Below are 20,302 nucleotides of genomic sequence, written 5' to 3'. Positions count from 1 at the left end.
GGTCAACCCCAGCGCAGCGGTACGGCCTTGAGCGCGAATGACTTCGACGGGAATCTGATGTCGGGAGCGTAATCCGGCGGCAGTTCGAAATCCGGAATCTGGGTCAACCATTCGGCGATGACGACCGTCAGCTCGATCCGCGCCAGATGGGAACCCAGGCAGCGGTGTGGTCCGCCGCCAAAACCCCAGTGTCGGTGCACTTTTCCATCCATGACGAGTTCGTCGGTGGACCACGCGTCGCTGCCGTCCCGGTTGACCGCGGCCATGCACAACCGAACCTGCGAACCCGGCGGCAACGTCATGCCGCCGACGTTGACAAACTGCGTGACGATCCGTGGCGCCACCGGCGCCGGTGGTTCCAGCCTAATGATCTCTTCGATGAAAACCCTGATCTGCCTTGGGTTGTCGCGAAGCTCCGCACGTAACTCCGGTCTGCGCGCCAGTTCGAACAGGCAGAACCCGATGATTGCGGTCACGGTATCCAGACCCGCGAGGATCAACAGGTGGCTCATGCCGAGCAATTCGACATCACTGAAGTCACCCTCGGCGAGCATCACCTGAGACAGCATGTCCGTGCCGGGGTTACTACGGCGCTGCAGCACAGCATCTTTGAGATATTCGAACAGCGCGATTTCGCCCGCCTGCGCCTCGGCCAAGGTAATAGTCGGCGTGTCACCGATGATGGCGTCTTTCCAGGCGATCAGGCGATCACGATCCTCCACCGGCATGCCGTAGAGGTCCAGAAACACTTGGTAGGGATACAGCTTCGCAAAATCTGCCATCACTTCGCACTCGCCCCGGCTGGCGATGGCACCGATCATGTCGGCCGCATGGCGCTCCAGCACCGGCCGCGACTTGCTCAGCGACGAGGGACTGAAATAGGGCTGCAGGATCTGCCGGTAGCGGGTGTGCTGCGGCGGGTCGAACGCGAGCGGGATTACCGGCAGCGGGTTGCCCGGGGGCTGCAGCACCGAATTGGAGAAAGCCTTGGTATTGCGCAAGGCCGCCAGTACGTCCTCGCGTCGGGTCAGGTAGTAGTAACCGTTCATGAACACGACCGGCCCGGCGTCTCGCAACGTTTTCCATCCGACACCCCGGTCTTCGGTGAACGGCAGTCCCGAATAGTCAAGCCGCGGCAGATGAAAATCACCGAACTGGCTCAGTCCCGATGTGCTCATGAGCTGAAGATTCTGCCTGACGGCATGCGCGGCTAGTCTACGTATCTGACTCAGCGGTCGATGGAGGAAACCAAGTGAAGGTTCGTCTCGAACGGTCCAAGTGCGTCGGACACGCCCAGTGCTACGCGGTGGATCCGGACCTGTTCCCGATCGATGAGTCTGGTTACTCGATCCTCGAGGAGCGCTCAGTGCCTCCCGAAGACGAGCAGTTAATTCGCGATGGCGTCGCCTCCTGCCCTGAAATGGCACTTGTCTTAGAGGACTAAATGAACTGCACGCCAACTACAGCGGCGCGCTGTACCTTTCGGGCGTGCGGCGTTTTCAGCAATCTCGCAGGTGACGAGGATCGTGCTCAACCTCTGAATTAACGGCAAATTAACAGAAGTTTGCGAGGAATGAATAGTTGGCATCGACGGCTACGTAGCTCCTGATCGACCTTTAGAGTTTCGTATGAATGTTGGTTCGAACAACCTTGGAGATGCTATGTGCCCGTGTTTTTCAGGGCGATGTTCGAACCGCGGATGATCCCCGCCTGCGGCTCATCGATAGACGCCACGAAGTAAGCGGGCCGCCCGGCGAGATCGGGCCACAGAACTTAAGTGTTTCGCAGCGGCAGCAGCGCGGCTGCGACAGCGCGATAGTGACAGCCAAGACCGGCATCTGGTCGGTTGAGGAGGGGTAGTGTTCGATTTCGGTGCGTTGCCGCCCGAAGTTAATTCGGGACGGATATACGACGGTCCAGGCTCGGGACCGATACTTGCCGCGGCATCGGCTTGGGATGCAGTAGCGGCCGAAATGGGCTCGGCAGCATCGGGTTACGACTCGGTCATCACCGAGCTGACAAGTGCTCCATGGATCGGTCCCGCGTCACAGGCGATGCTGGCGGCCGTCGTGCCCTATGTGGGCTGGCTCAGTACGGCAGCAGCCCAGGCCGAGGAGACCGGTCTGCAGGCCCGAGCGGCTGCGGCGGCTTACGAGACTGCTTTCTTGATGACAGTGCCCCCGCCGGTGGTCGCCGCCAACCGGGTGCTGTTGATGACCTTGATCGCGACCAATTTCTTCGGGCAGAACACCCCGGCGATCGCAGCGACCGAGGCGCAGTACATGGAGATGTGGGCGCAGGACGCGGTCGCGATGTATGGGTACGCGGCCTCGTCAGCGACGGCTACGGAATTGACCGGCTTCGCCCAACCGCCGAATACCAGTGCGGCGGAGGCGATACAGCAGCAGGACGCGGCCGTGAGCCAGGCAACGGCCACTCCCGCGACGGCTGACGCGGTGCAGACGAGCGCGACTCAACTCGTCTCGGCGGCTGCGGTGCCTCAGGCGCTGCAGCAACTCGCGGCGTCGCCGGCAGCCGCGATCGAACCGAACTTCATCTGGAACACCATCCAGAATTTCCTGATCTATGGGTTGCCGACCCCGGCCAACAACTACACGAACATCTCTACCGCCAACATCCAAGGTGTGGTGAGAGCGCTGCAGGCTTACTTCGGGGTGGGCATTGGAAGCTTCGGCACCCAGATCGGGCAGCAGCTGTTCAACGGCCTTGGAACGACGGCCGGTGGCAGTGGCGCCTGGTATCCGACACCACAATTCGCCGCCCTGGGTGCCGGCGGCTGGCATTTCCACACGGCTCCGGGGCTAGCTGGGGGGATCGGTTCGGCCAGCAAAGTGGGTGCGCTTTCGGTTCCGGCGAGTTGGGGCAGCGCCCCCGGCGGCCTGGAAGGGGCGAGCGGGGCCGGCGCGAAGCTGGTGAGCGTGAAACTAATGGGGACACCGGATCTCGGCTCAGTCAATGGATCTCTCAATGGCTCTCTCAGTGGCTCTCTCAGTGGCCCGGTGAACGCCGTCAACGCGCCAGGGGTTCCGATGGGTGCCCGCGGCGAACAACGCGCCGGCAATCTGGGCGTCCGGTACGGATTCCGCTACAACGTGCTCACCCGACCACCGTCGGCGGGATGACGGCAGATGGCAGGTCAAAGTAGTTGTCCGACAGCAGATTTCAGCAAAGGAGGCGCAATGGCGCGTCGTCGAGTTGACCCCACCAGTAACCACACGCCGACGGCCATTGCGCCGGAAAGTATTTGAGGGAGAAATACATGTCATTTGTGACAACGCACCCTGAGGCATTGGCCGCTGCGGCCGGCACGTTGCAGGGGATCGGCTCGGCAATGGGCTCACAGAATGCCGCGGCCGCGGCCCCGACGACGGGAATCGTTCCGGCGGCGGCCGACGAGGTGTCGGCGCTGACTGCAGCGCAGTTCGTCGCTCACGCGCAGGTCTACCAATCCGTCAGCGCTCAGGCGCAAGCCATTCACGAAATGTTCGTCAACACCCTCGGTGTCAGCTCGGGGTCCTACGCAGCGACCGAGGCGGCCAACGCGGCCGCAGCCGGCTAAGGAGTCAAGACATGCCAACCGATTTTGCTTCGTTGCCGCCCGAGATCACCTCGGCGTTGATGTACTCCGGCCCGGGGTCGGCCTCGTTCGTGGCCGCGGCGGCGTCGTGGAATGCGCTGGCCGCAGAACTCGCGTCGACGGCCCAGGGCTACGACACGGTCCTCGACCAGCTGGTCAGCGAAGAGTGGATGGGACCCGCCTCGTCGACGATGGCGCAAGCCGCTCAGCCGTATGCGGCCTGGCTGACGCAGACAGCGGGCCTGGCTGAGCATGCCGCCACGCAGGCACAAGCCGCCGCAGCCGCGTTCGAGGTCGCGTTCGCATCCATAGTGCCGCCGCCGCTCGTCGCGACGAATCGCGCATTGCTCGCCCAGGCGGTGCAGACCAATATCCTCGGCTTGAACAACAACGTGATCTCGCAACTGGAAGCCCAGTACGCCGAGATGTGGTCGCAGAATTCATCGACCATGTTCAACTACGCTGCGGCTTCGCAGACGGCCAGCAAGTTCACCACATTCACCGATGCCCCGACGATCGTGAACGCCGGTGGTAGCAGCAGCCAGGCTGCCGCGGTGGCGACCGCGCAGGCTGCGCCGGCCGCCTCGATCCAGGAGAGCACCCAAGCGTTCTTCAACGCGATTCAAGTGTCGTTCAATCAGCTCTCCTCGCCCGCCGGCACGACTGCCCTGGTGAACGCGTTGGGCAACCAGAACCCGATACTGACCGAACTCTGGTTCCTGGCATCTGGACAGACGACGCTGCCCACCAACATGGGGTCGTTCCTGACCGGCGCACAGAACTACGCCAGCTTCGCGTACAACACCGAAGGTCTGCCGTACTTCAGCGTTGGTATGGGTAACTCCGGCGTTCAGATCGCCAAGTCGGCGGGTCTACTCACCACCGCGGCGCCGGCGGCGGCCGCCTCCATTCCGACACCACCCATCAGTAGCGCGATCGGCGCCGCCGGTGGCCAGGTGGCGGCCGGTCTGGGCAATGGTGCTCACATCGGGCACCTCGCCGTACCGTCGTCGTGGCCCGGATCCTTATCGACGCCAACGGTGCGCCCGGCGGTCCAGATGGTCAGCGAGCCGATCACCGCACCCGCGGCCGCGCCGGCGGGCTCGAACATGGTGAACGGGATGCCCCTCGTCGGAGCCGGCAACGGCCGCGGAGTCGGCGCAGCTCCCCGCTACGGTTTCAAACCGACCGTCATGCCGCGGCCGATGTCCGCTGGTTGACCACCCACAGAAATATCACCGCAGGAAAGAGTTGAAATGATCGCCCGCACATTGATCGCTGCAGTCGCGTTGCTCGGCCCGCCCGTGGCAGTCGCGGCCACCGCCCATGCCGACACCATGGACAACAAGTTCATCGCACTGCTGCAGAACGAGGGCATCAGCGACCACATATCTCCTTCGCACGCCATCGAAGCGGGTCATATGGTCTGCAGCAAACTCGACCAAGGCTTGACACCCAGCCAGGTGGCCGACGATGTGCTGAACAGCAGCTCGATGCCTGCCTACCACTCCGGTTACTTCGTGGGCGCCGCCATCGAGATCTACTGCCCGCAGTACGAGCCGGAAGAAGCGAAGACCTAAGACTTCTTCCGGTAGACGATCCAGCGCAACTCGATCGGAGATTCCTCCGGCTCGACGTCGAACAGATCGAGTCCGTTGGCCCAACCGGCAAACCACACCGTAGGAGGCCAAGCTCCCTGCGGCAGATGGGTTTTCTCGTAATCGACTGCGGGATCGTCGGCCACCAGCTCAAGAGGCAGTTCAAACGCTGCGGTCGTCAACTCGTCGCGAGTGAACATCATCGTGTGGCATTGCTGTCCGAGCTCTCGTGCGGCGTCGTCGGGAACGTAGCCCGGGCGCGCCAGGAATGTGTTGAACACCAGTTGTCCACCGGGATGTAGGCAGTCAGCGGCCAGCTCGAGCACACCGCGCAGCTCCTGCGTCGTACGGAACTCGGGTAGTACTTCCGAGGCCACGATCAGCTGGTAGTCGGACCGCACACCATCGGCGGCGTCGAAGGCGTCGCTCTCGATGACGTGCACGTCGAGCGCTTCCCGTTCGGCTTCCGTGCGAATTATCTCCGCAAATTTGGGAGTCACCTCGACTGCGTCTACCGGATGTCCCCGCCGGGCCAGGGCGAGGGCGTTGCGCCCGGTTCCGGCGCCGACATCCAGCACCCGGTAGGTCCCGGGCTCGGGGGCTTCGCCCGCCAGCGCCAAGACGCGCGCATCCGCTTCGGTCCCGAACAGCGGCCCCTCGCGGTTACCGACCCAGGTGTCGTAGTCACCCGCGACCGTCATCCACTCGGCTTTGACGCGATAGTTCATGCCGATGCCGAATGGAGCGTGATAGGAGATGACGATGTTCGACCGCTGCGAGGCGCTGTACGCGGTGGCCAATTCCGATTCCAGCATCGTCTTGAGTTGCGCCGATTCCTCGGCAGTCTGTCGTGCGCCAACACTCGCGAAGATGTGGCTACACATGTTGACGTACTCGTCGAGCATTGCCGGGACGGCCGGGACGGTGATCTGACCTGCGGCAACGGATCGCCGATACAACCGTCGCGCCATCGCATCGCGCAGCTTGGTCGGGTCGAATGAACCGGTCAGCGGATCCTCCATGAGACTCTTCTACCGGACGCGTGCCGGTGGTCGCCGGTCGCGGGTCACGAGATGGCGTTGATCGCGGTCACCAACCGGGACTTGAAAGCGTCCGGGATAGGGACATATCCGTTGTCCGCCAAACCGTTCTGCCCGGCGCCGACGGTGCTTTGCAGGAATGCTCGCACCGCAGTGCCGATCTGAGGGTCGGAGTACTTCGAGCAGACAACCTCGTACGTCGCCAGCACGATCGGATAGGAGCCGGTCTGGCTCGGATGGTAGAACCCGATCGTGTCGAGCACCAGATCGCTGGTCTTGTTGATGATGCCCGCCGACGCGATTGTCTTGGCTACCGAGTCTGGGCTGATCGCGACGGGTTCTGGACCGGCTGAAGTGATGATCTTGGCCATGCCCAGGTGATCTGCCAACGCGAACGACCACTCGGTGTAGCTGATCGCCCCTCCGGTGCGCTGGACGGCAGCCGCAGTGCCGTCGTTACCTAGCGCCCCTTCGCCGACCCCGCCACGAAATGCTTTCCCGGCACCCTTGCCCCAAGCTCCGTTGCCGGCGGTATCGAGATATCTCTGGAAGTTGTCGGAGGTCCCCGAGTCATCGCTGCGGAACACCACCCGGATCGGCTGGGCGGGCAGCGGCGCGCCCGCGTTCAGGGCTGCGATCGCCGGATCGTTCCAGCTGGTGATGCTTCCGTTGAAGATCTTTGCGGCGGTCGGACCATCAAGAGTCAGAGACGTGAGCCCATCGACGTTGTATGTGATGGCAACTGGCCCGAACACCACCGGCAGATTCCACGCGGGGGAGCCGCACCGCTGCTGGGCGGCCGCGTATTCGCCCGGGGCCAGTGGCGAGTCGGAGCCGCCGAAATCGGTTTGATTGCCTGTGAATTCACGAATTCCGGCACCGGACCCATTAGCCGTGTAGTCCAACGTCTGGCCATGACAGGCCTGCTCAAAAGCCTTCACGAACCGGGCCATTGCATTGGCCTGAGCCGTCGAGCCGCTGGCCTTGAGTGTCGACTTTCCGCCACAGCTCACATTCGCCGGCGGCGTAGCGGGCGACGCATTGGGCGCAGCTGCCTCGTTGTCAGTGCCACAGCCGGCAAGTAACAGCGATATGGCCGCGAGGGCCAACGGCATCGCACCAAATCGGTTGAATTTCAATCCATCTCCTTCGATCTAGTTCTGCGCACCGGACGAAAGGAACCTGCGCAATGGTTGTCGGCGGGGTGACACCCTACTGAACTCCGGTGCGCCGAACGTTAACGATTGGTGGCACGACGACGACCCACCGGAAACGAAAGTCCATTTGATGGTCGGCTCCATCCGGAATAGTCGAGCACGCTCCGCGGAACGGTCGTGCGAGAAGTATCCGAAGGGTAAACAGCACATGTATAAAAACTCATCCCGCTACAACTGCGACCGGGCATCCGCGAAAATCGCACCGTAGAAAATTCAAGTCGGCATCGCGACCCATCTCACCGCGGGAGCATTCCAGATGTATGTGCGTCTTCTTGCCGCAATGGTCCTCGGCGCGCTGCTCGTGCCACTTTCGGTCGCGACCGCTCACGCCGACAAGACCGATGACAAGTTCCTCGCCGACCTGAGATCCGAGGGCATTTCCGACCACATGTCAAATACCCACGCGATAGAGGCCGGCCATTTCGTCTGCGTCAAATTGGACAACGGGATGTCGCCCAACGATGTGGCGAATGACGTGCTGAACAGCAGCAGCATGCCGGCCTATCATTCGGGCTATTTCGTCGGTGCAAGCATCGATGCATACTGCCCCCGGCATAAGGCAGAGTTGCCCTCCTCGTAGGAGGTCGCACGGTCAGTTCCAGGCGACCGGAATCCTCGACGCGGCGTTTCTGCACACGCTGCAATTTTCGACCGTCCGAGGGCCGGGATAAACCTGCAGGTCAGCGTGGTATGAAAAGTTGAATCCGGAGATGTCTGCACGGACTCTCTCAAGAGCACGACGAACCAGGTCAGAGGCTGTTACTGTGTCGTTACAGCAGGTGAATTCGTCTTACCGTTCGGTGAACAAACGTGAACAGGTAGCGTCGGAGGCAACCTCGTGCCAGGCAGTCATCTACTCTTCACGAGAGCGGTGCCGGGGGACGAATTGAGGAGGAAACAGCATGTCGTTCGTGACCACACAGCCAGAGGCTTTGGCTGCAGCGGCCGGAAACCTGCAGGGTATCGGTAGCACGATGAGCGCGCAGAACGCTGCCGCGGCAGCCCCAACAACCGGGGTAGTGCCGGCAGCAGCCGATGAGGTGTCTGCATTGACCGCCGCACAGTTCGCCGCGCACGCCCAGATGTATCAGGCAGTCAGCGCGCAAGCCGCCGCGATTCATGAGATGTTCGTCAACACACTGACCACTAGTTCCGGTTCGTACGCGGCAACCGAGGCGGCCAACGCGGCCGCTGCCGGCTGACCGAGTTCGACTTCACAGATTTAGGAAGGGAGCAGCTATGGACATGACATCCACAGCACCCTTCCGTTGGGCGGCGATTTCGGAGTTTGACGGCCTGGTCGGGGCTGTTACTTCGGGTCGTCCGCATTCGCCGTCAACTCAGACAACGGCGTCTGGGTCTGACACTGCTCCGACCGCTACGCAGCCCGGTGGCCGCCGGCTGACGGAAAAGGGGGATCTTCCGTAGTTTTCCGATCGGCATCTGCGCTCGTGCGCAGCTGATCGGCCATCGTGTCCAGAAGACAGACATTTAGGCAACAAGTAGCAAGGAGTTTCAAGTGGCTTCACGTTTTATGACCGACCCGCACGAGATGCGTGCAATGGCCGGCCGTTTCGAGACCCACGCCCAGACCGTTGAGGACGAGGCCCGTCGCATGTGGGCGTCCTCGCAGAACATCGCCGGCGCCGGCTGGAGTGGTCAGGCTCAGGCGACCTCGCTCGACACCATGGGCCAGATGAACCAGGCCTTCCGCAACATCGTGAACATGCTCCACGGCGTTCGTGACGGACTCGTCCGTGACGCGAACAACTACGAGCAGCAAGAGCAGGCCGCCCAGCAGACCCTCAGCAGCTAGTTCTAGCTGTCCATTCTTTCAAGTTAGGAGAGCACTTCTATGACCATTAATTACCAGTTCGGTGACGTCGACGCTCACGGCGCGCTGATTCGCGCTCAGGCCGCTTCCTTGGAGGCCGAGCACCAGTCCATCGTTCGCGATGTGCTGGCTGCCGGTGACTTCTGGGGCGGCGCCGGTTCGGTTGCTTGCCAGGAGTTCATCGCCCAGTTGGGTCGCAACTTCCAGGTGATCTACGAGCAGGCCAACCAGCACGGCCAGAAGGTTCAGTCGGCCGGCAACAACATGGCGCAGACGGACAGCGCCGTCGGCTCCAGCTGGGCCTGATCAACCTAAAACTACAGGGCGCGGCAGCACACCATTGGTGTGCTGCCGTGTCCTGCGGTTCAACTAGAAGTCGTTATTGAGGTAGGGGATGGATCAACAGAGCACTCGCACCGACATCACCGTCAACGTTGACGGTTTCTGGATGCTACAAGCGTTGCTGGACATTCGGCACGTGGCTCCGGAGCTTCGGTGCCGCCCATATGTGTCCACCGACAACAACGACTGGCTGAATGAACATCCCGGTATGGCGGTCATGCGCGAGCAGGGCATTGTCGTCAACGATGCGGTCAACGAGATGGTGGCCGCCAGGATGAAAGTACTTGCAGCGCCGGACCTCGAGGTCGTGGCGCTGCTTTCACGCGGAAAGCTGCTCTACGGCGTGGTCGACGACGAGAATCAGCCGCCAGGTTCGCGCGAGATCCCGGAGAACGAATTCCGGGTCGTACTTGCGCGCCGCGGCCAGCATTGGGTTTCGGCGGTGCGGGTCGGAAACGACATCACCGTCGACGACGTCACCGTTTCGGACAGCGCCTCGATCGCCGCATTGGTGATCGACGGCCTCGAATCAATTCACCACGCCGATCCGGCCGCCATCAACGCCGTCAACGTGCCCCTTGAGGAGATGCTCGAGGCCACGAAGTCATGGCAGGACTCTGGCTTCAACGTCTTTTCTGGCGGTGACCTTCGGCGCATGGGCATCAGCGCCTCCACTGTGGCCGCGCTCGGTCAGGCATTGTCGGATCCCGCGGCTGAAGTGGCTGTCTACGCGCGCCAGTATCGAGACGACGCCAAGGGTCCAAGCTCATCGGTCTTGTCTCTGAAAGACGGATCAGGTGGCCGCATCGCGCTGTACCAGCAGGCACGTACGGCTGGTTCCGGAGAGGCCTGGCTGGCTATTTGCCCGGCTACGCCGCAGCTGGTGCAAGTGGGGGTGAAGACGGTTTTGGACACATTGCCGTACGGCGAATGGAAAACGCACAGCAGGGTTTAACAACGCCGTTACCAGACGCGCAGTGCAGCAACATTTTTGAACATAAAATGCGAGCGTGATGCCAACACGGCATACTGCTCAACAACGGGTTGCAAAACTGAAACGCAATGCGTCAACCACAACCAATAACCGCGAGGCGAGGCAAATGAAATCGGAGTTAGTCAAGCCGCCGCTCCACCGGGGTCGCAGTGCCTCTGTGATGGTGCCGGCACAGCCCACCACGCAGACATTCACCAATGACTTTGCAATGGCAGGGGGTGCAGGACGATGACTGCAGTAGCTGATGCGCCACAGACTGACGTTGAGGGCGTTTCGTCGCCCAGGGCGGTCGTCGTTGGCATCATGGCCGGCGAGGGCGTCCAGATAGGGGTGTTGCTGGACTCCAACGCGCCGGTCTCGGTGATGACGGAGCCCTTGCTCAAGGTCGTCAACAGCCGGCTGAGGGAGCTGGGGGAGACCCCGCTGGAGGCCAGCGGCCGCGGTCGGTGGGCGCTGTGCCTGGTCGACGGAGCTCCGCTGCGCGCCACACAGTCGCTGACTGAGCAGGACGTGTACGACGGCGACCGGCTGTGGATCCGGTTCGTGCCGGACACCGAACATCGGTCACAGGTCATCGAGCACATCTCGACAGCTGTCTCGTCCAACCTGAGCAAGCGATTCGCGGCGATCGACCCCGTCATGGCCATCCAGGTCGGCGCGTCGATGGTGGCGACCGGCGTGGTTCTCGCCTCGGGTGTGCTGGGCTGGTGGCGCTGGCACCACAACTCGTGGTTGACCACGATCTTCGCCGCGATCGTTGCGGCGGTGGTCCTCGGCGTGTCCATGCTGCTGCAGATGCGGGCGAAGACGGACGCGGAGTGGCGCGTAGCCGACATTTTGCTGATCAGTGGTTTCGCGCCGCTGACGGTGGCGGCCGCTGCGGCACCACCCGGTCCGGTGGGCTCGCCGCAGGCGGTGCTGGGCTTCGGAGTTCTCACCGTCGCCGCGACGCTCGCCCTGCGGTTCACGGGTCGGCGACTGGCGATCTACACGGCGATCTTGACGATCACCGGGTTGACCACGATCGCCAGCCTGGCCCGGATGGTCGCGGCCACCAGTGCGGTGACCATGCTCTGCTGCCTGCTGCTGGCGTCGGTCATCCTCTACCACGCTGCCCCGTCGCTCTCGCGTCGGCTGGCCGGCATCCGGCTCCCCGTCTTCCCGTCGGCCACCAGCCGGTGGGTCTTCGAGGCGCGCCCCGACCTGCCGACGACCGTGGTGCGGTCCGAGGGCGGAGCACCGACCCTGGAAGGACCGGCCTCGGTCCGTGACGTGCTGCTGCAGGCCGAGCGTGCGCGCTCGTTCCTGACCGGTCTGCTGGTCGGGCTCGGCGTTCTGGTGGTCATCTGCCTGACCGCGCTGTCCAACCCGCACGCCTCGGAGCGCTGGCTGCCGCTGCTGTTGGCCGGCTTCACCACCGGATTCCTGCTGCTGCGTGGTCGCTCGTATGTCGACCGCGTGCAGGCCATCACCCTGGCTAGCACCGGTGTGATCATCATCGCCGCTGTGCTGGTGCGCTACGCGCTGGTGTTGCAGTCGCCGCTGTCGGTGTCGATCTGCTCGGCGATTCTGGTGCTGCTCCCGACGGCTGGTATGACGGCTGCGGCCGTCGTGCCGAACTCGATCTACAGCCCGCTGTTCCGCAAGTTCGTGGAATGGATCGAATACCTCTGCCTCATGCCGATCTTCCCTCTGGCACTGTGGTTGATGAACGTATATGCAGCGATTCGGTACCGGTAGCAGTTCATCGTGGCGCGGTCGTGCAACTAGCACGACCGTCGCCGCGATGCTGCTTTGTTCCGGCGCACTTGCCGGGATGCCGCCTGCGTATGCAATTGCCCCTCCGACGATTGACCCGGGAGCGTTACCTCCTGACAGTCCGCCAGGACCGATCGCACCGATGAAACAGAACTCCTACTGCACCGAGGTAGGGGTATTGCCCGGCACCGACTTCAAGGTGCCGCCCAAGTACATGGACATGCTGAACCTCAACGAGGCATGGCAGTTCGGCCGTGGCGAGGGAATCAAGGTTGCCGTCATCGACACTGGCGTGACCCCACACCCGAGGTTGCCGCGGCTGATTCCGGGCGGCGACTACGTGATGGCCGGTGGTGACGGGCTGTCGGACTGCGACGCCCACGGCACCATCGTCGCGTCGATGATCGCCGGTGCGCCGGCCAGCGGCGCGGCACCCCCGCCGGCATCACCGCGTCGCCCGGTCACTATCCCTACGACTGAGAAGCCACCGCCACCGCAGACAGTGACCCTGTCACCGGTGCCGGGGCCGACAATCACGATGATTCCGGCACCACCGTCGCCGTCGGAAGGGGCCGGCCCAGGGCCGGCGCCGGCGCCCGGTCAGGCGCCGTCAGGCAACCGCGGTGGTGGCACCGTGACGATTCCCGGCTATTCGGGCGGCGCGAAGGCGCATCCCGTCGACTACCCGCGCCCCCTGGCGCCGACGCCGTCGACAACGCCGTCACCTTCACCGTCTGGCTCACCGTCGACATCAGCTTCGACCTCACCTGCATCGTCGCAGTCACCGACGCCGACGGCGGCGCCGCCACCGGTGCCACCTGCTGGACCCGCGCCCGACGCATTCAGCGGGATCGCGCCAGAGGTGGAGCTCATCTCCATCCGACAGTCCAGCCAGGCCTTCGGTCTCAAGGACGCCTACACCGGAGACGAAGACCCGCAGACGGCCGCGAAGATCGACAACGTCCAGACCATGGCCCGCGCGATCGTGCATGCGGCGAACATGGGCGCTTCGGTGATCAACATCTCCGACGTGACCTGCATGAGTGCCCGCAACGTGATCGACCAGCGTGCTCTTGGGGCGGCGGTGCACTACGCCGCGGTTGACAAGAACGCGCTGATCGTCGCCGCGGCCGGGGACGCCAGTAAGAAGGACTGCAAGCAGAATCAGGTCTTTGACCCGCTGTCGCCCAACGACCCGCGGGTCTGGAACTCGGTGACCACAGTGGTGACACCGTCGTGGTTCAACGATTACGTCCTCACCGTCGGCGCCGTTGACACGAATGGTCAGCCGCTGACCCAGATGAGTATCGCCGGCCCGTGGGTGGCTTTATCTGCACCCGGAACCGACATCATGGGGCTCTCGCCTCGCGACGACGGTTTGATCAACGCGATCGACGGTCCGGACAACACGTTGCTGACGCCGGCTGGTACCAGCTTTGCGACAGCGATCGTGTCGGGCGTTGCGGCTCTGGTTCGTGCCAAGTTCCCTGAGCTGTCGTCCTACCAGGTCATGCAACGTTTGATTCACACGGCGAGACCGCCCGCGCGCGGCGTGGACAACCAGGTCGGATACGGTGTGGTGGACCCGGTAGCGGCATTGACGTGGGACGTCCCCCAAGGGCCGCCCCAGGCGCCCAAACAACTCTCGGCACCGCTGTCACTGCCGAAGCCTCCCGCCCCGCGCAACATGGCGCCGGTCTGGGTGGCCACCGGAGGTTTGACGGCGGCATTACTGATAGGCGGAGCAGTGTTCGGTACAACGACATTGATGCGACGACAGCGGAAACAACGATGAAGGCGCAGCGCAAGCTCGGATTGTCGTTGACGTGGCCGCGTCTGACTGCGGTTTTCCTCGTTGACGTGCTCATCTTGGTGCTCGCCAGTCATGCCCCGGATTCATGGCAGGGCGAGAACCGGATCGCTTGGTGGGTTGGCGTCGGCATCGCGGTCCTGGTGGCTTTACTGTCGATCGTGACCTACCACGGCATCACGGTGACCTCTGGTGTCGCCGCCTGGCTGTGGGACTGGTCTGCCGATCCCGGTGCTGCCCTCGGAGCGGGGTGCACGCCGGCGACGGACTACAAGCGCCGTTTCGGGCGTGACACGGTCGGTGTACGCGAGTACCGCGGTCAGCTTGTCGCCGTGGTCGAGGTCGACGGTGGTACCGCCGATGCGCCGCGCCATCGTCACCGCGGCGCGGGCGCAGCGCCCGTTCTTCCGGTGGCGGCGGTCGGCTTCGGACTGCGTCAGTTCGACATTCACCTCGACGGCATCGACATCGTGTCGGTGCAGGTCCGCGGAGGCGCAGAGGCTGCGAGGGCGTCGGCGTCGCTCGAGGAGTGGGGCCCGGAAGAATGGGGAATGGTCGGTGACCGGCAGGGCACCGACCACCGCCGTACCTGGTTGGTGCTGCGGATGAACCCACAGCGCAACGTTGCCGCCGTGGTGTGTCGCGATTCGCTGGCATCAACGCTGGTCGCGGCCACTGAGCGGTTGGTTCAGGATCTTGACGGGCAGAGTTGCGCGGCACGTCCGCTGACCGCTGATGAGCTGGCCGAGGTCGACAGCTTGGTGTTGGCCGACCTGGAGCCGACGTGGAGTCGGCCCGGGTGGCGGCACCTGAAGCACTTCAACGGTTTCGTCAGCAGCTTCTGGATCACACCGGCCGATATCAACTCGGAGACGGTGGAGCAGTTGTGGCAATCGGACGCGCCTGAGGTGGGCGCGACCGTCCTCACCTTGAGGCTGGTCACGCGGGCAGGTCGCCCGCAGCTGTCGGGATGGGTGCGCTACCACAGCGATTCCCGGCTTCCGCGCGAACTGACCGCGGGACTCAACCGGCTTACCGGACGCCAGTTGGCGGCGGTGCGCGGCAGCCTTCCGGCAGCCTCCACCCGTCCCTCCCTGGTTGTGCCCGGCCGCGGCCTGCGAGACCACGACGAGCTGGAGTTGCCAGTGGGTCATGAACCGGAGCGCGCAACTAGCTCAGCAGCGCAATGACCCGAGCGCAGTCATCTGCCGAGGACGCCAGAAATGCAATGGTCGCCGGTCTGTTGGCGTCCGGGATCTCGGTCAACGGATTGCAGCCGAGCCACAACCCCCAGGTGGCGGCGCAGATGTTCAGCACCGCCACAAAACTGGATCGCGCGATGTGCGATGCCTGGCTGGCCCGGATCCTGTCCGGCGACCAGAGCATCGAAGTCCTTGCCGGCGCATGGGCGGCGGTAAGAACCTTCGGTTGGGAGACCCGCCGTCTCGGTGTCACCGACCTGCAATTTCGGCCGGAAGTCTCCGACGGGTTGTTTCTGCGCCTGGCGGTGACCAGCGTCGACTCGCTGGCCTGCGCCTATGCCGCGGTGTTGGCCGAAGCCAAGCGCTACAAAGAGGCCGCTGATCTGCTCGATGCCGCCGAGCCTCGGCATCCCTTCGATGCCGAACTCATCAGCTATGTGCGGGGTGTGCTGTATTTCCGCACCAAGCGGTGGCCGGACGTACTGGCGCAGTTCCCTGAGGCCACGCCGTGGCGCCATCCGGAACTGAAGGCCGCCGGCGCAGCGATGGCCACCACAGCGCTGGCTTCGCTCGGCGTATTCGAAGAGGCATACCGGCGCGGACAGGAAGCCATCGAAGGCGACCGGGTGCCAGGCGCGGCCAACATCGCCCTCTACACCCAAGGCATGTGCTTGCGGCACGTCGGCCGGGAAGAAGAGGCCGTCGAACTCCTTCGCCGCGTGTACTCGCGCGACGCGAAATTCACTCCGGCCCGCGAGGCGCTGGATAACCCCAACTTCCGCCTGGTCCTTACCGACCCGGAAACGATCGAGGCACGAACGGATCCTTGGGATCCGGACAGTGCGCCGTCGCGCGCGCAAGCCGAGGCCGCTCGCCATGCCGAGGAGGCGGCGCTGTACTTGGCCCAAGGAGACGCCGAACTCAACGCGATGCTCGGCATGGAGCAGGCCAAGAAGGAAATCAAGCTCATCAAGTCGACGACCAAGGTGAACCTTGCGCGCGCCAAGATGGGACTGCCGGTTCCGGTGACGTCGCGCCACACTTTGTTGTTGGGGCCGCCCGGGACCGGAAAAACCTCGGTCGCCCGCGCCTTCAGCAAACAATTGTGCGGGTTGACCGTATTGCGCAAGCCGGTGGTGGTGGAGACCAGCCGTACCAAGCTGCTGGGCCGCTATATGGCCGACGCCGAGAAGAACTGCGAGGAAATGCTCGAAGGTGCGCTCGGTGGCGCCGTGTTCTTCGACGAGATGCACACCCTGCACGAAAAGGGCTACTCGCAGGGCGACCCCTACGGCAACGCGATCATCAACACGCTGCTGTTGTACATGGAGAACCATCGCGACGAGTTGGTGGTGTTCGGCGCCGGATACGCCAAGGCCATGGAAAAGATGCTCGAGGTGAATCAGGGTCTGCGGCGGCGCTTTTCGACCGTCATCGAGTTCTACAGCTACACGCCCGACGAACTGGTCGCGCTGACGGTGTTGATGGGCCGGGAGAACGAAGACGTCATCACCGAGCAAGAGGCGGCGATGTTGCTGCCGTCGTATACGAAGTTCTACACCGACGAGACCTTCTCCGAAGACGGCGACCTGATCCGCGGTATCGACATGCTCGGCAACGCGGGCTTCGTGCGCAACGTAGTGGAGAAGGCGCGTGACCATCGCAGCTTCCGCCTCGACGACGAAGACCTCGACGCAGTTTTGAACAGCGACCTCACCGAGTTCAGCGAAGCCCAGATGCGTAGATTCCGGGAGCTGACAGGGGAGGACCTGGCCGCAGGGCTCAGCGCCGCGGTCGCCGAGGAGAAGCGAAACAAGTAGCGTGCCGGCGACCCGGTAGCTAACCCCGGCGGCCGGTTCAGCCGCCGCTGGGTCAACGCCCCATTTGATTTGGGGCAAAGCGTGTTCGGCGTGCGTGAAAGGACCGTGCGACGCGAAATTCGGGTTGTGCTCAACAACCCACCGCTAACGCGTTAGCCGGATACGCTGTGTGCAACTCGAGCTAGGACAAGTGGGGTGGGAGCACCGGGCAAATCTCGCCGGGCAGCTTCATTCCGTTTGTGCAACACGGCGACGCTCCCGTGTGCCCCGACGGTGACGGGAGGTGGTGGCGACTGATCCGACCGCTCACGACTGTTCGAAATCGATGACCATTTCTTCCCGATCCGGTCACGGCGCTTTCCCGTCGTCGGAATCGGCTGGCGCATCTACCCGGCGCGCGGCGCCCATCGCGGCGCACGTGTTCTCGGCGGCACCCCGACACCACCACAGCGGCCAAGTCCCGTAGCTGGGTCGGACTATCTCAAAGGAGAAGTCCGATGTCTTTATTTCTGAAGCTACCGGAGCCGCCGGCCACGGAGCGTGACGAGCCGGCCGATGCCGCCATCGAAGCCGGGAGGCGATGACGATGGATTTCGGAGCATTGCCCCCTGAAGTCAACTCCCTGCGCATGTACACCGGGCCCGGCTCGGCCGCGTTGCTGGCCGCCGCGGCGGCCTGGGACCGACTCGCCGTGGAACTGCACACCACGGCTGCCGCGTACGACACGGTGCTTTCGGTGCTGACCGACGACGGCTGGATGGGTCCGGCATCGGAATCCATGCTGGCCGCGGTCACCCCATACATGACGTGGATGACCTTCACCGGGGTGAAGGCCGAGCAGGCATCCACTCAGGCCGCGGCGGCGGCGGGGGCCTACGAAGCCGCCTACGCGATGACGGTGCCCCCGCCTGCTGTTGCGGCTAACCGGGCCGAGTTGCAGCTGCTGGTTGCGACCAATTTGATCGGCCAGAACACGCCGGCGATCGCGGCGACCGAAGCCGCTTACGGCGAAATGTGGGCTCAGGATGCCGCGGCGATGTACGGCTATGCCACCAACTCCGCCTCGGCAGCGAATCTGATGCCGTTCACGCAGCCTGCCCAGGTCACCAATCCGGCCGGCCAGGCCACTCAGGCCACGGCGGTGATCCAGGCCGCCGGCAATTCGGCGGGCACCGTCGCGAATTCGGAACTGTCCCAATTGATGTCGTCGGTACCATCGGCGTTGCAGGGGCTTGCGGCGCCTGCCGCGACGGCTGAAGCGTTCCCCGGAGCCGACCTGCTTGCCGCCTTCCTGAACTTCCTGGACGGCAACGACGGAAACCCCTACGGGACCTTCCTGAACTCCAATCTCGCGAACGGATTCATTTCGGCCGGGTACACCAGCCCTGCTGTCGTCGGTCCTGCGGTGTTTGCGGGGTTGGCCGACATCAATGCGGTGGTCCTCGGCGCGGAGGAGAACGAGGTGCCGCCCATGGGGTCCGGAGAGGGCAACGCGACGTCGATTCCGGCACGGTCGCCGGTCAGCCCCACCAACCTTCCCCCGCTACAGGACGTGACCGAGGAATCGTTTGCCGCAGGTGGCGTGACAGCCGGCACGAATCAGTCGGCCCTGGTCGGGCGCCTTTCGGTGCCGCAGAGCTGGACGACGGCTACGGCCGTGGCCAATTACGCGGGAACCGCGGCTCCGGGCGGTGGCTGGAACAGCACCGCAATCGCTCCGGAAGCCGCGTCGGGGATGCCCGGATTTCCTGGCATGTCGGCTGCCGGCATGAACGGCAACAACTTCGGCAATCCGCCACGCTACGGATTTCGGCCGACGATCATGACGCGCCCGCCAGCCGCTGGATGAGAGGAGTCAGACCACCGCGACGATTGAAGGAGGTGCTGGCAGTTGGATTTCGGAGCACTCCCGCCTGAAGTCAATTCGCTGCGCATGTACTCCGGGCCGGGCTCGGCGCCCCTGCTGGCGGCGATGACGGCCTGGGACGAGCTTGCCGCTGAAATGCAGTTGGCCGCAACGGCATACGAGTCCGTGTTGTCGACACTGGTCAGCGATGGCTGGCTCGGGCCCGCGTCGGCGGCCATGACCGCCGCGGTCGCACCGTATGTGCTGTGGATGAGCGCCACGAGCCTGCAGGCCGAGCAGACCGCCGGTCAGGCCGCAGCGGCTGCGGCGGCATTCGAGGCCGCGTATGCGATGACAGTGCCACCCGCGGTGGTGGCGGCGAACCGCGTCCGGTTGTTGGCTCTGATAGCCACCAATTTCTTCGGGCTCAACACTCCCGCGATCGCTGCGACTGAGGCCGAATATGCCGAGATGTGGGCTCAGGACGCGACGGCCATGTATGCGTATGCGGCCAGCGCCGCTGAGTCCGCAGCGTTGATCGCGTTCACTGAGCCAGCGCAGATCACCAACCCGTCCGGACAGGCCGAGCAGGCCATCGCGGTCGCCCAGACCGAATTACCCCAGTTGATGTCGCAGGTGCCGGCGGGTCTTCAACAACTCGCATCGCCGGCGGCGGCATCCCCCTTCGACTCGCTACCGCAGACGGGTCTGCTTGCCGACATCCTGAACTTTCTGGACGGCGCCGACGGCAACGCATTCGGAGTCTTCTTGGACTCCAGCCTGGTGAACGGCTTGGTCTCGGCCCAATACGTGGCACCGGCGCTCATCTTTCCCGGCGTCACGGACGCAATCGCCGACGTCAATGCCGTGGAGGAGGGTGCTGAGCCAGACGCATCGGCAGCCGGTGTTGCCGACACCGCCGGGACAGCGGGGACCGCTACTCAAGCCAGCGTGCGGGAAGTGACAGCCGCCAGCAACCAGGCAAGCCTGGTCGGGCGACTGTCAGTTCCATCAGGCTGGACGACCACGGTCGAGGTTGCGAGTCACCGCGGCACCACGTTGCCGAACTACGCCGGCGCGGCCCCGGAGGTTGCCCCGGGCACGCCCGGCATGCCCGGCATGCCGACTGCAAACGCTTACGCACGGAGCTGGGGTAACGGGCCCCGGTACGGCACCAAACTGACCGTCATGCCGCGCCCGGTGGCTGCGGGATAGGCGCGCAATTTGTGAATTCGCGCCATTG

General features: G+C 63.9%; 19 protein-coding genes. 16 read left to right on the top strand and 3 right to left on the bottom strand.

The genetic code is table 11. From position 1 onward, the window contains the following. Positions 1–2 precede the first annotated feature (2 nt). The gene (locus ACZY1I_RS20775) at positions 3–1,178 is read right to left on the bottom strand and encodes a cytochrome P450 (protein WP_463756489.1); all 1,176 of its coding nucleotides are present in this window, start codon (positions 1,176–1,178) and stop codon (positions 3–5) included. Positions 1,179–1,252: 74 nt separating this feature from the next. Here ACZY1I_RS20775 and ACZY1I_RS20770 point away from each other — a divergent pair, with 74 nt between their 5' ends. The 5 genes from ACZY1I_RS20770 to ACZY1I_RS20750 all read left to right on the top strand — a co-directional run bounded on the left by ACZY1I_RS20770 (position 1,253) and on the right by ACZY1I_RS20750 (position 5,178). Beyond that, positions 1,253–1,444: a ferredoxin gene (locus ACZY1I_RS20770; RefSeq protein ID WP_463756485.1), complete on the top strand. Its 192-nt coding sequence runs from the start codon at positions 1,253–1,255 to the stop codon at positions 1,442–1,444. Between the two features lie 415 nt (positions 1,445–1,859). Further along, positions 1,860–3,143: a PPE family protein gene (locus tag ACZY1I_RS20765; protein WP_463756482.1), complete on the top strand. Its 1,284-nt coding sequence runs from the start codon at positions 1,860–1,862 to the stop codon at positions 3,141–3,143. Positions 3,144–3,280: 137 nt separating this feature from the next. Next, entirely contained in the window at positions 3,281–3,580 is a 300-nt protein-coding gene (locus tag ACZY1I_RS20760; RefSeq protein WP_463756478.1) for a PE family protein, read from the top strand. A gap of 11 nt (positions 3,581–3,591) precedes the next feature. Beyond that, positions 3,592–4,818, top strand: a complete 1,227-nt coding sequence (locus ACZY1I_RS20755; protein ID WP_463756474.1) for a PPE family protein, SVP subgroup — start codon at positions 3,592–3,594, stop codon at positions 4,816–4,818. A 36-nt stretch (positions 4,819–4,854) separates the two neighbouring features. Beyond that, positions 4,855–5,178: a DUF732 domain-containing protein gene (locus ACZY1I_RS20750; protein ID WP_463756471.1), complete on the top strand. Its 324-nt coding sequence runs from the start codon at positions 4,855–4,857 to the stop codon at positions 5,176–5,178. Here the strand turns inward: ACZY1I_RS20750 and ACZY1I_RS20745 are convergent. Together ACZY1I_RS20745 and pstS are read right to left on the bottom strand one after the other, a co-directional pair. Next, positions 5,175–6,218 (bottom strand): class I SAM-dependent methyltransferase, encoded by a 1,044-nt coding sequence (locus tag ACZY1I_RS20745; RefSeq protein ID WP_463756468.1) that lies wholly within the window; start codon positions 6,216–6,218, stop codon positions 5,175–5,177. The genes ACZY1I_RS20750 and ACZY1I_RS20745 overlap by 4 nt on opposite strands. Positions 6,219–6,262: 44 nt before the next feature. Further along, positions 6,263–7,375, bottom strand: a complete 1,113-nt coding sequence (gene pstS / locus ACZY1I_RS20740; RefSeq protein ID WP_463756466.1) for a phosphate ABC transporter substrate-binding protein PstS — start codon at positions 7,373–7,375, stop codon at positions 6,263–6,265. 358 nt (positions 7,376–7,733) lie between these two features. On the opposite strand from pstS, the gene ACZY1I_RS20735 reads away from it, so the two are divergent. From ACZY1I_RS20735 to ACZY1I_RS20685, 11 genes are all read left to right on the top strand, one after another. Next, on the top strand, positions 7,734–8,033 hold the full coding sequence (locus ACZY1I_RS20735; RefSeq protein ID WP_463756463.1) for a DUF732 domain-containing protein: 300 nt from the start codon (positions 7,734–7,736) through the stop codon (positions 8,031–8,033). 322 nt (positions 8,034–8,355) lie between these two features. Then, positions 8,356–8,655 (top strand): PE family protein, encoded by a 300-nt coding sequence (locus tag ACZY1I_RS20730; RefSeq protein ID WP_463756461.1) that lies wholly within the window; start codon positions 8,356–8,358, stop codon positions 8,653–8,655. A 317-nt stretch (positions 8,656–8,972) separates the two neighbouring features. Beyond that, positions 8,973–9,269: a WXG100 family type VII secretion target gene (locus ACZY1I_RS20725; RefSeq protein ID WP_463754076.1), complete on the top strand. Its 297-nt coding sequence runs from the start codon at positions 8,973–8,975 to the stop codon at positions 9,267–9,269. Between the two features lie 39 nt (positions 9,270–9,308). Beyond that, a complete protein-coding gene (locus ACZY1I_RS20720) occupies positions 9,309–9,593 on the top strand; it encodes a WXG100 family type VII secretion target (RefSeq protein ID WP_463754075.1) in 285 nt (94 codons plus the stop codon). Between the two features lie 88 nt (positions 9,594–9,681). Further along, entirely contained in the window at positions 9,682–10,584 is a 903-nt protein-coding gene (locus ACZY1I_RS20715) for an ESX secretion-associated protein EspG (protein WP_463756458.1), read from the top strand. 267 nt (positions 10,585–10,851) lie between these two features. Further along, complete coding sequence (gene eccD / locus ACZY1I_RS20710; RefSeq protein WP_463756455.1) at positions 10,852–12,363, top strand: type VII secretion integral membrane protein EccD; 1,512 nt, start codon at positions 10,852–10,854, stop codon at positions 12,361–12,363. Beyond that, positions 12,341–14,176 (top strand): type VII secretion-associated serine protease mycosin, encoded by a 1,836-nt coding sequence (gene mycP / locus ACZY1I_RS20705; RefSeq protein ID WP_463756453.1) that lies wholly within the window; start codon positions 12,341–12,343, stop codon positions 14,174–14,176. Before eccD ends, mycP begins: the two co-directional genes overlap by 23 nt. Further along, a complete protein-coding gene (eccE, locus tag ACZY1I_RS20700) occupies positions 14,173–15,381 on the top strand; it encodes a type VII secretion protein EccE (protein ID WP_463756451.1) in 1,209 nt (402 codons plus the stop codon). Before mycP ends, eccE begins: the two co-directional genes overlap by 4 nt. Then, positions 15,378–17,213, top strand: a complete 1,836-nt coding sequence (eccA, locus tag ACZY1I_RS20695; protein WP_463756449.1) for a type VII secretion AAA-ATPase EccA — start codon at positions 15,378–15,380, stop codon at positions 17,211–17,213. Before eccE ends, eccA begins: the two co-directional genes overlap by 4 nt. Positions 17,214–17,799: 586 nt before the next feature. Continuing rightward, a complete protein-coding gene (locus tag ACZY1I_RS20690; RefSeq protein WP_463756447.1) occupies positions 17,800–19,062 on the top strand; it encodes a PPE family protein in 1,263 nt (420 codons plus the stop codon). Between the two features lie 84 nt (positions 19,063–19,146). Beyond that, positions 19,147–20,274, top strand: a complete 1,128-nt coding sequence (locus ACZY1I_RS20685; RefSeq protein ID WP_463757142.1) for a PPE family protein — start codon at positions 19,147–19,149, stop codon at positions 20,272–20,274. Positions 20,275–20,302: the final 28 nt, after the last annotated feature.

This window comes from Mycobacterium sp. IDUB_37, assembly GCF_055419245.1.
The sequence above is the reverse complement of the archived record's forward strand: the minus strand, read 5'-3'. Positions and strand labels throughout refer to the sequence as shown.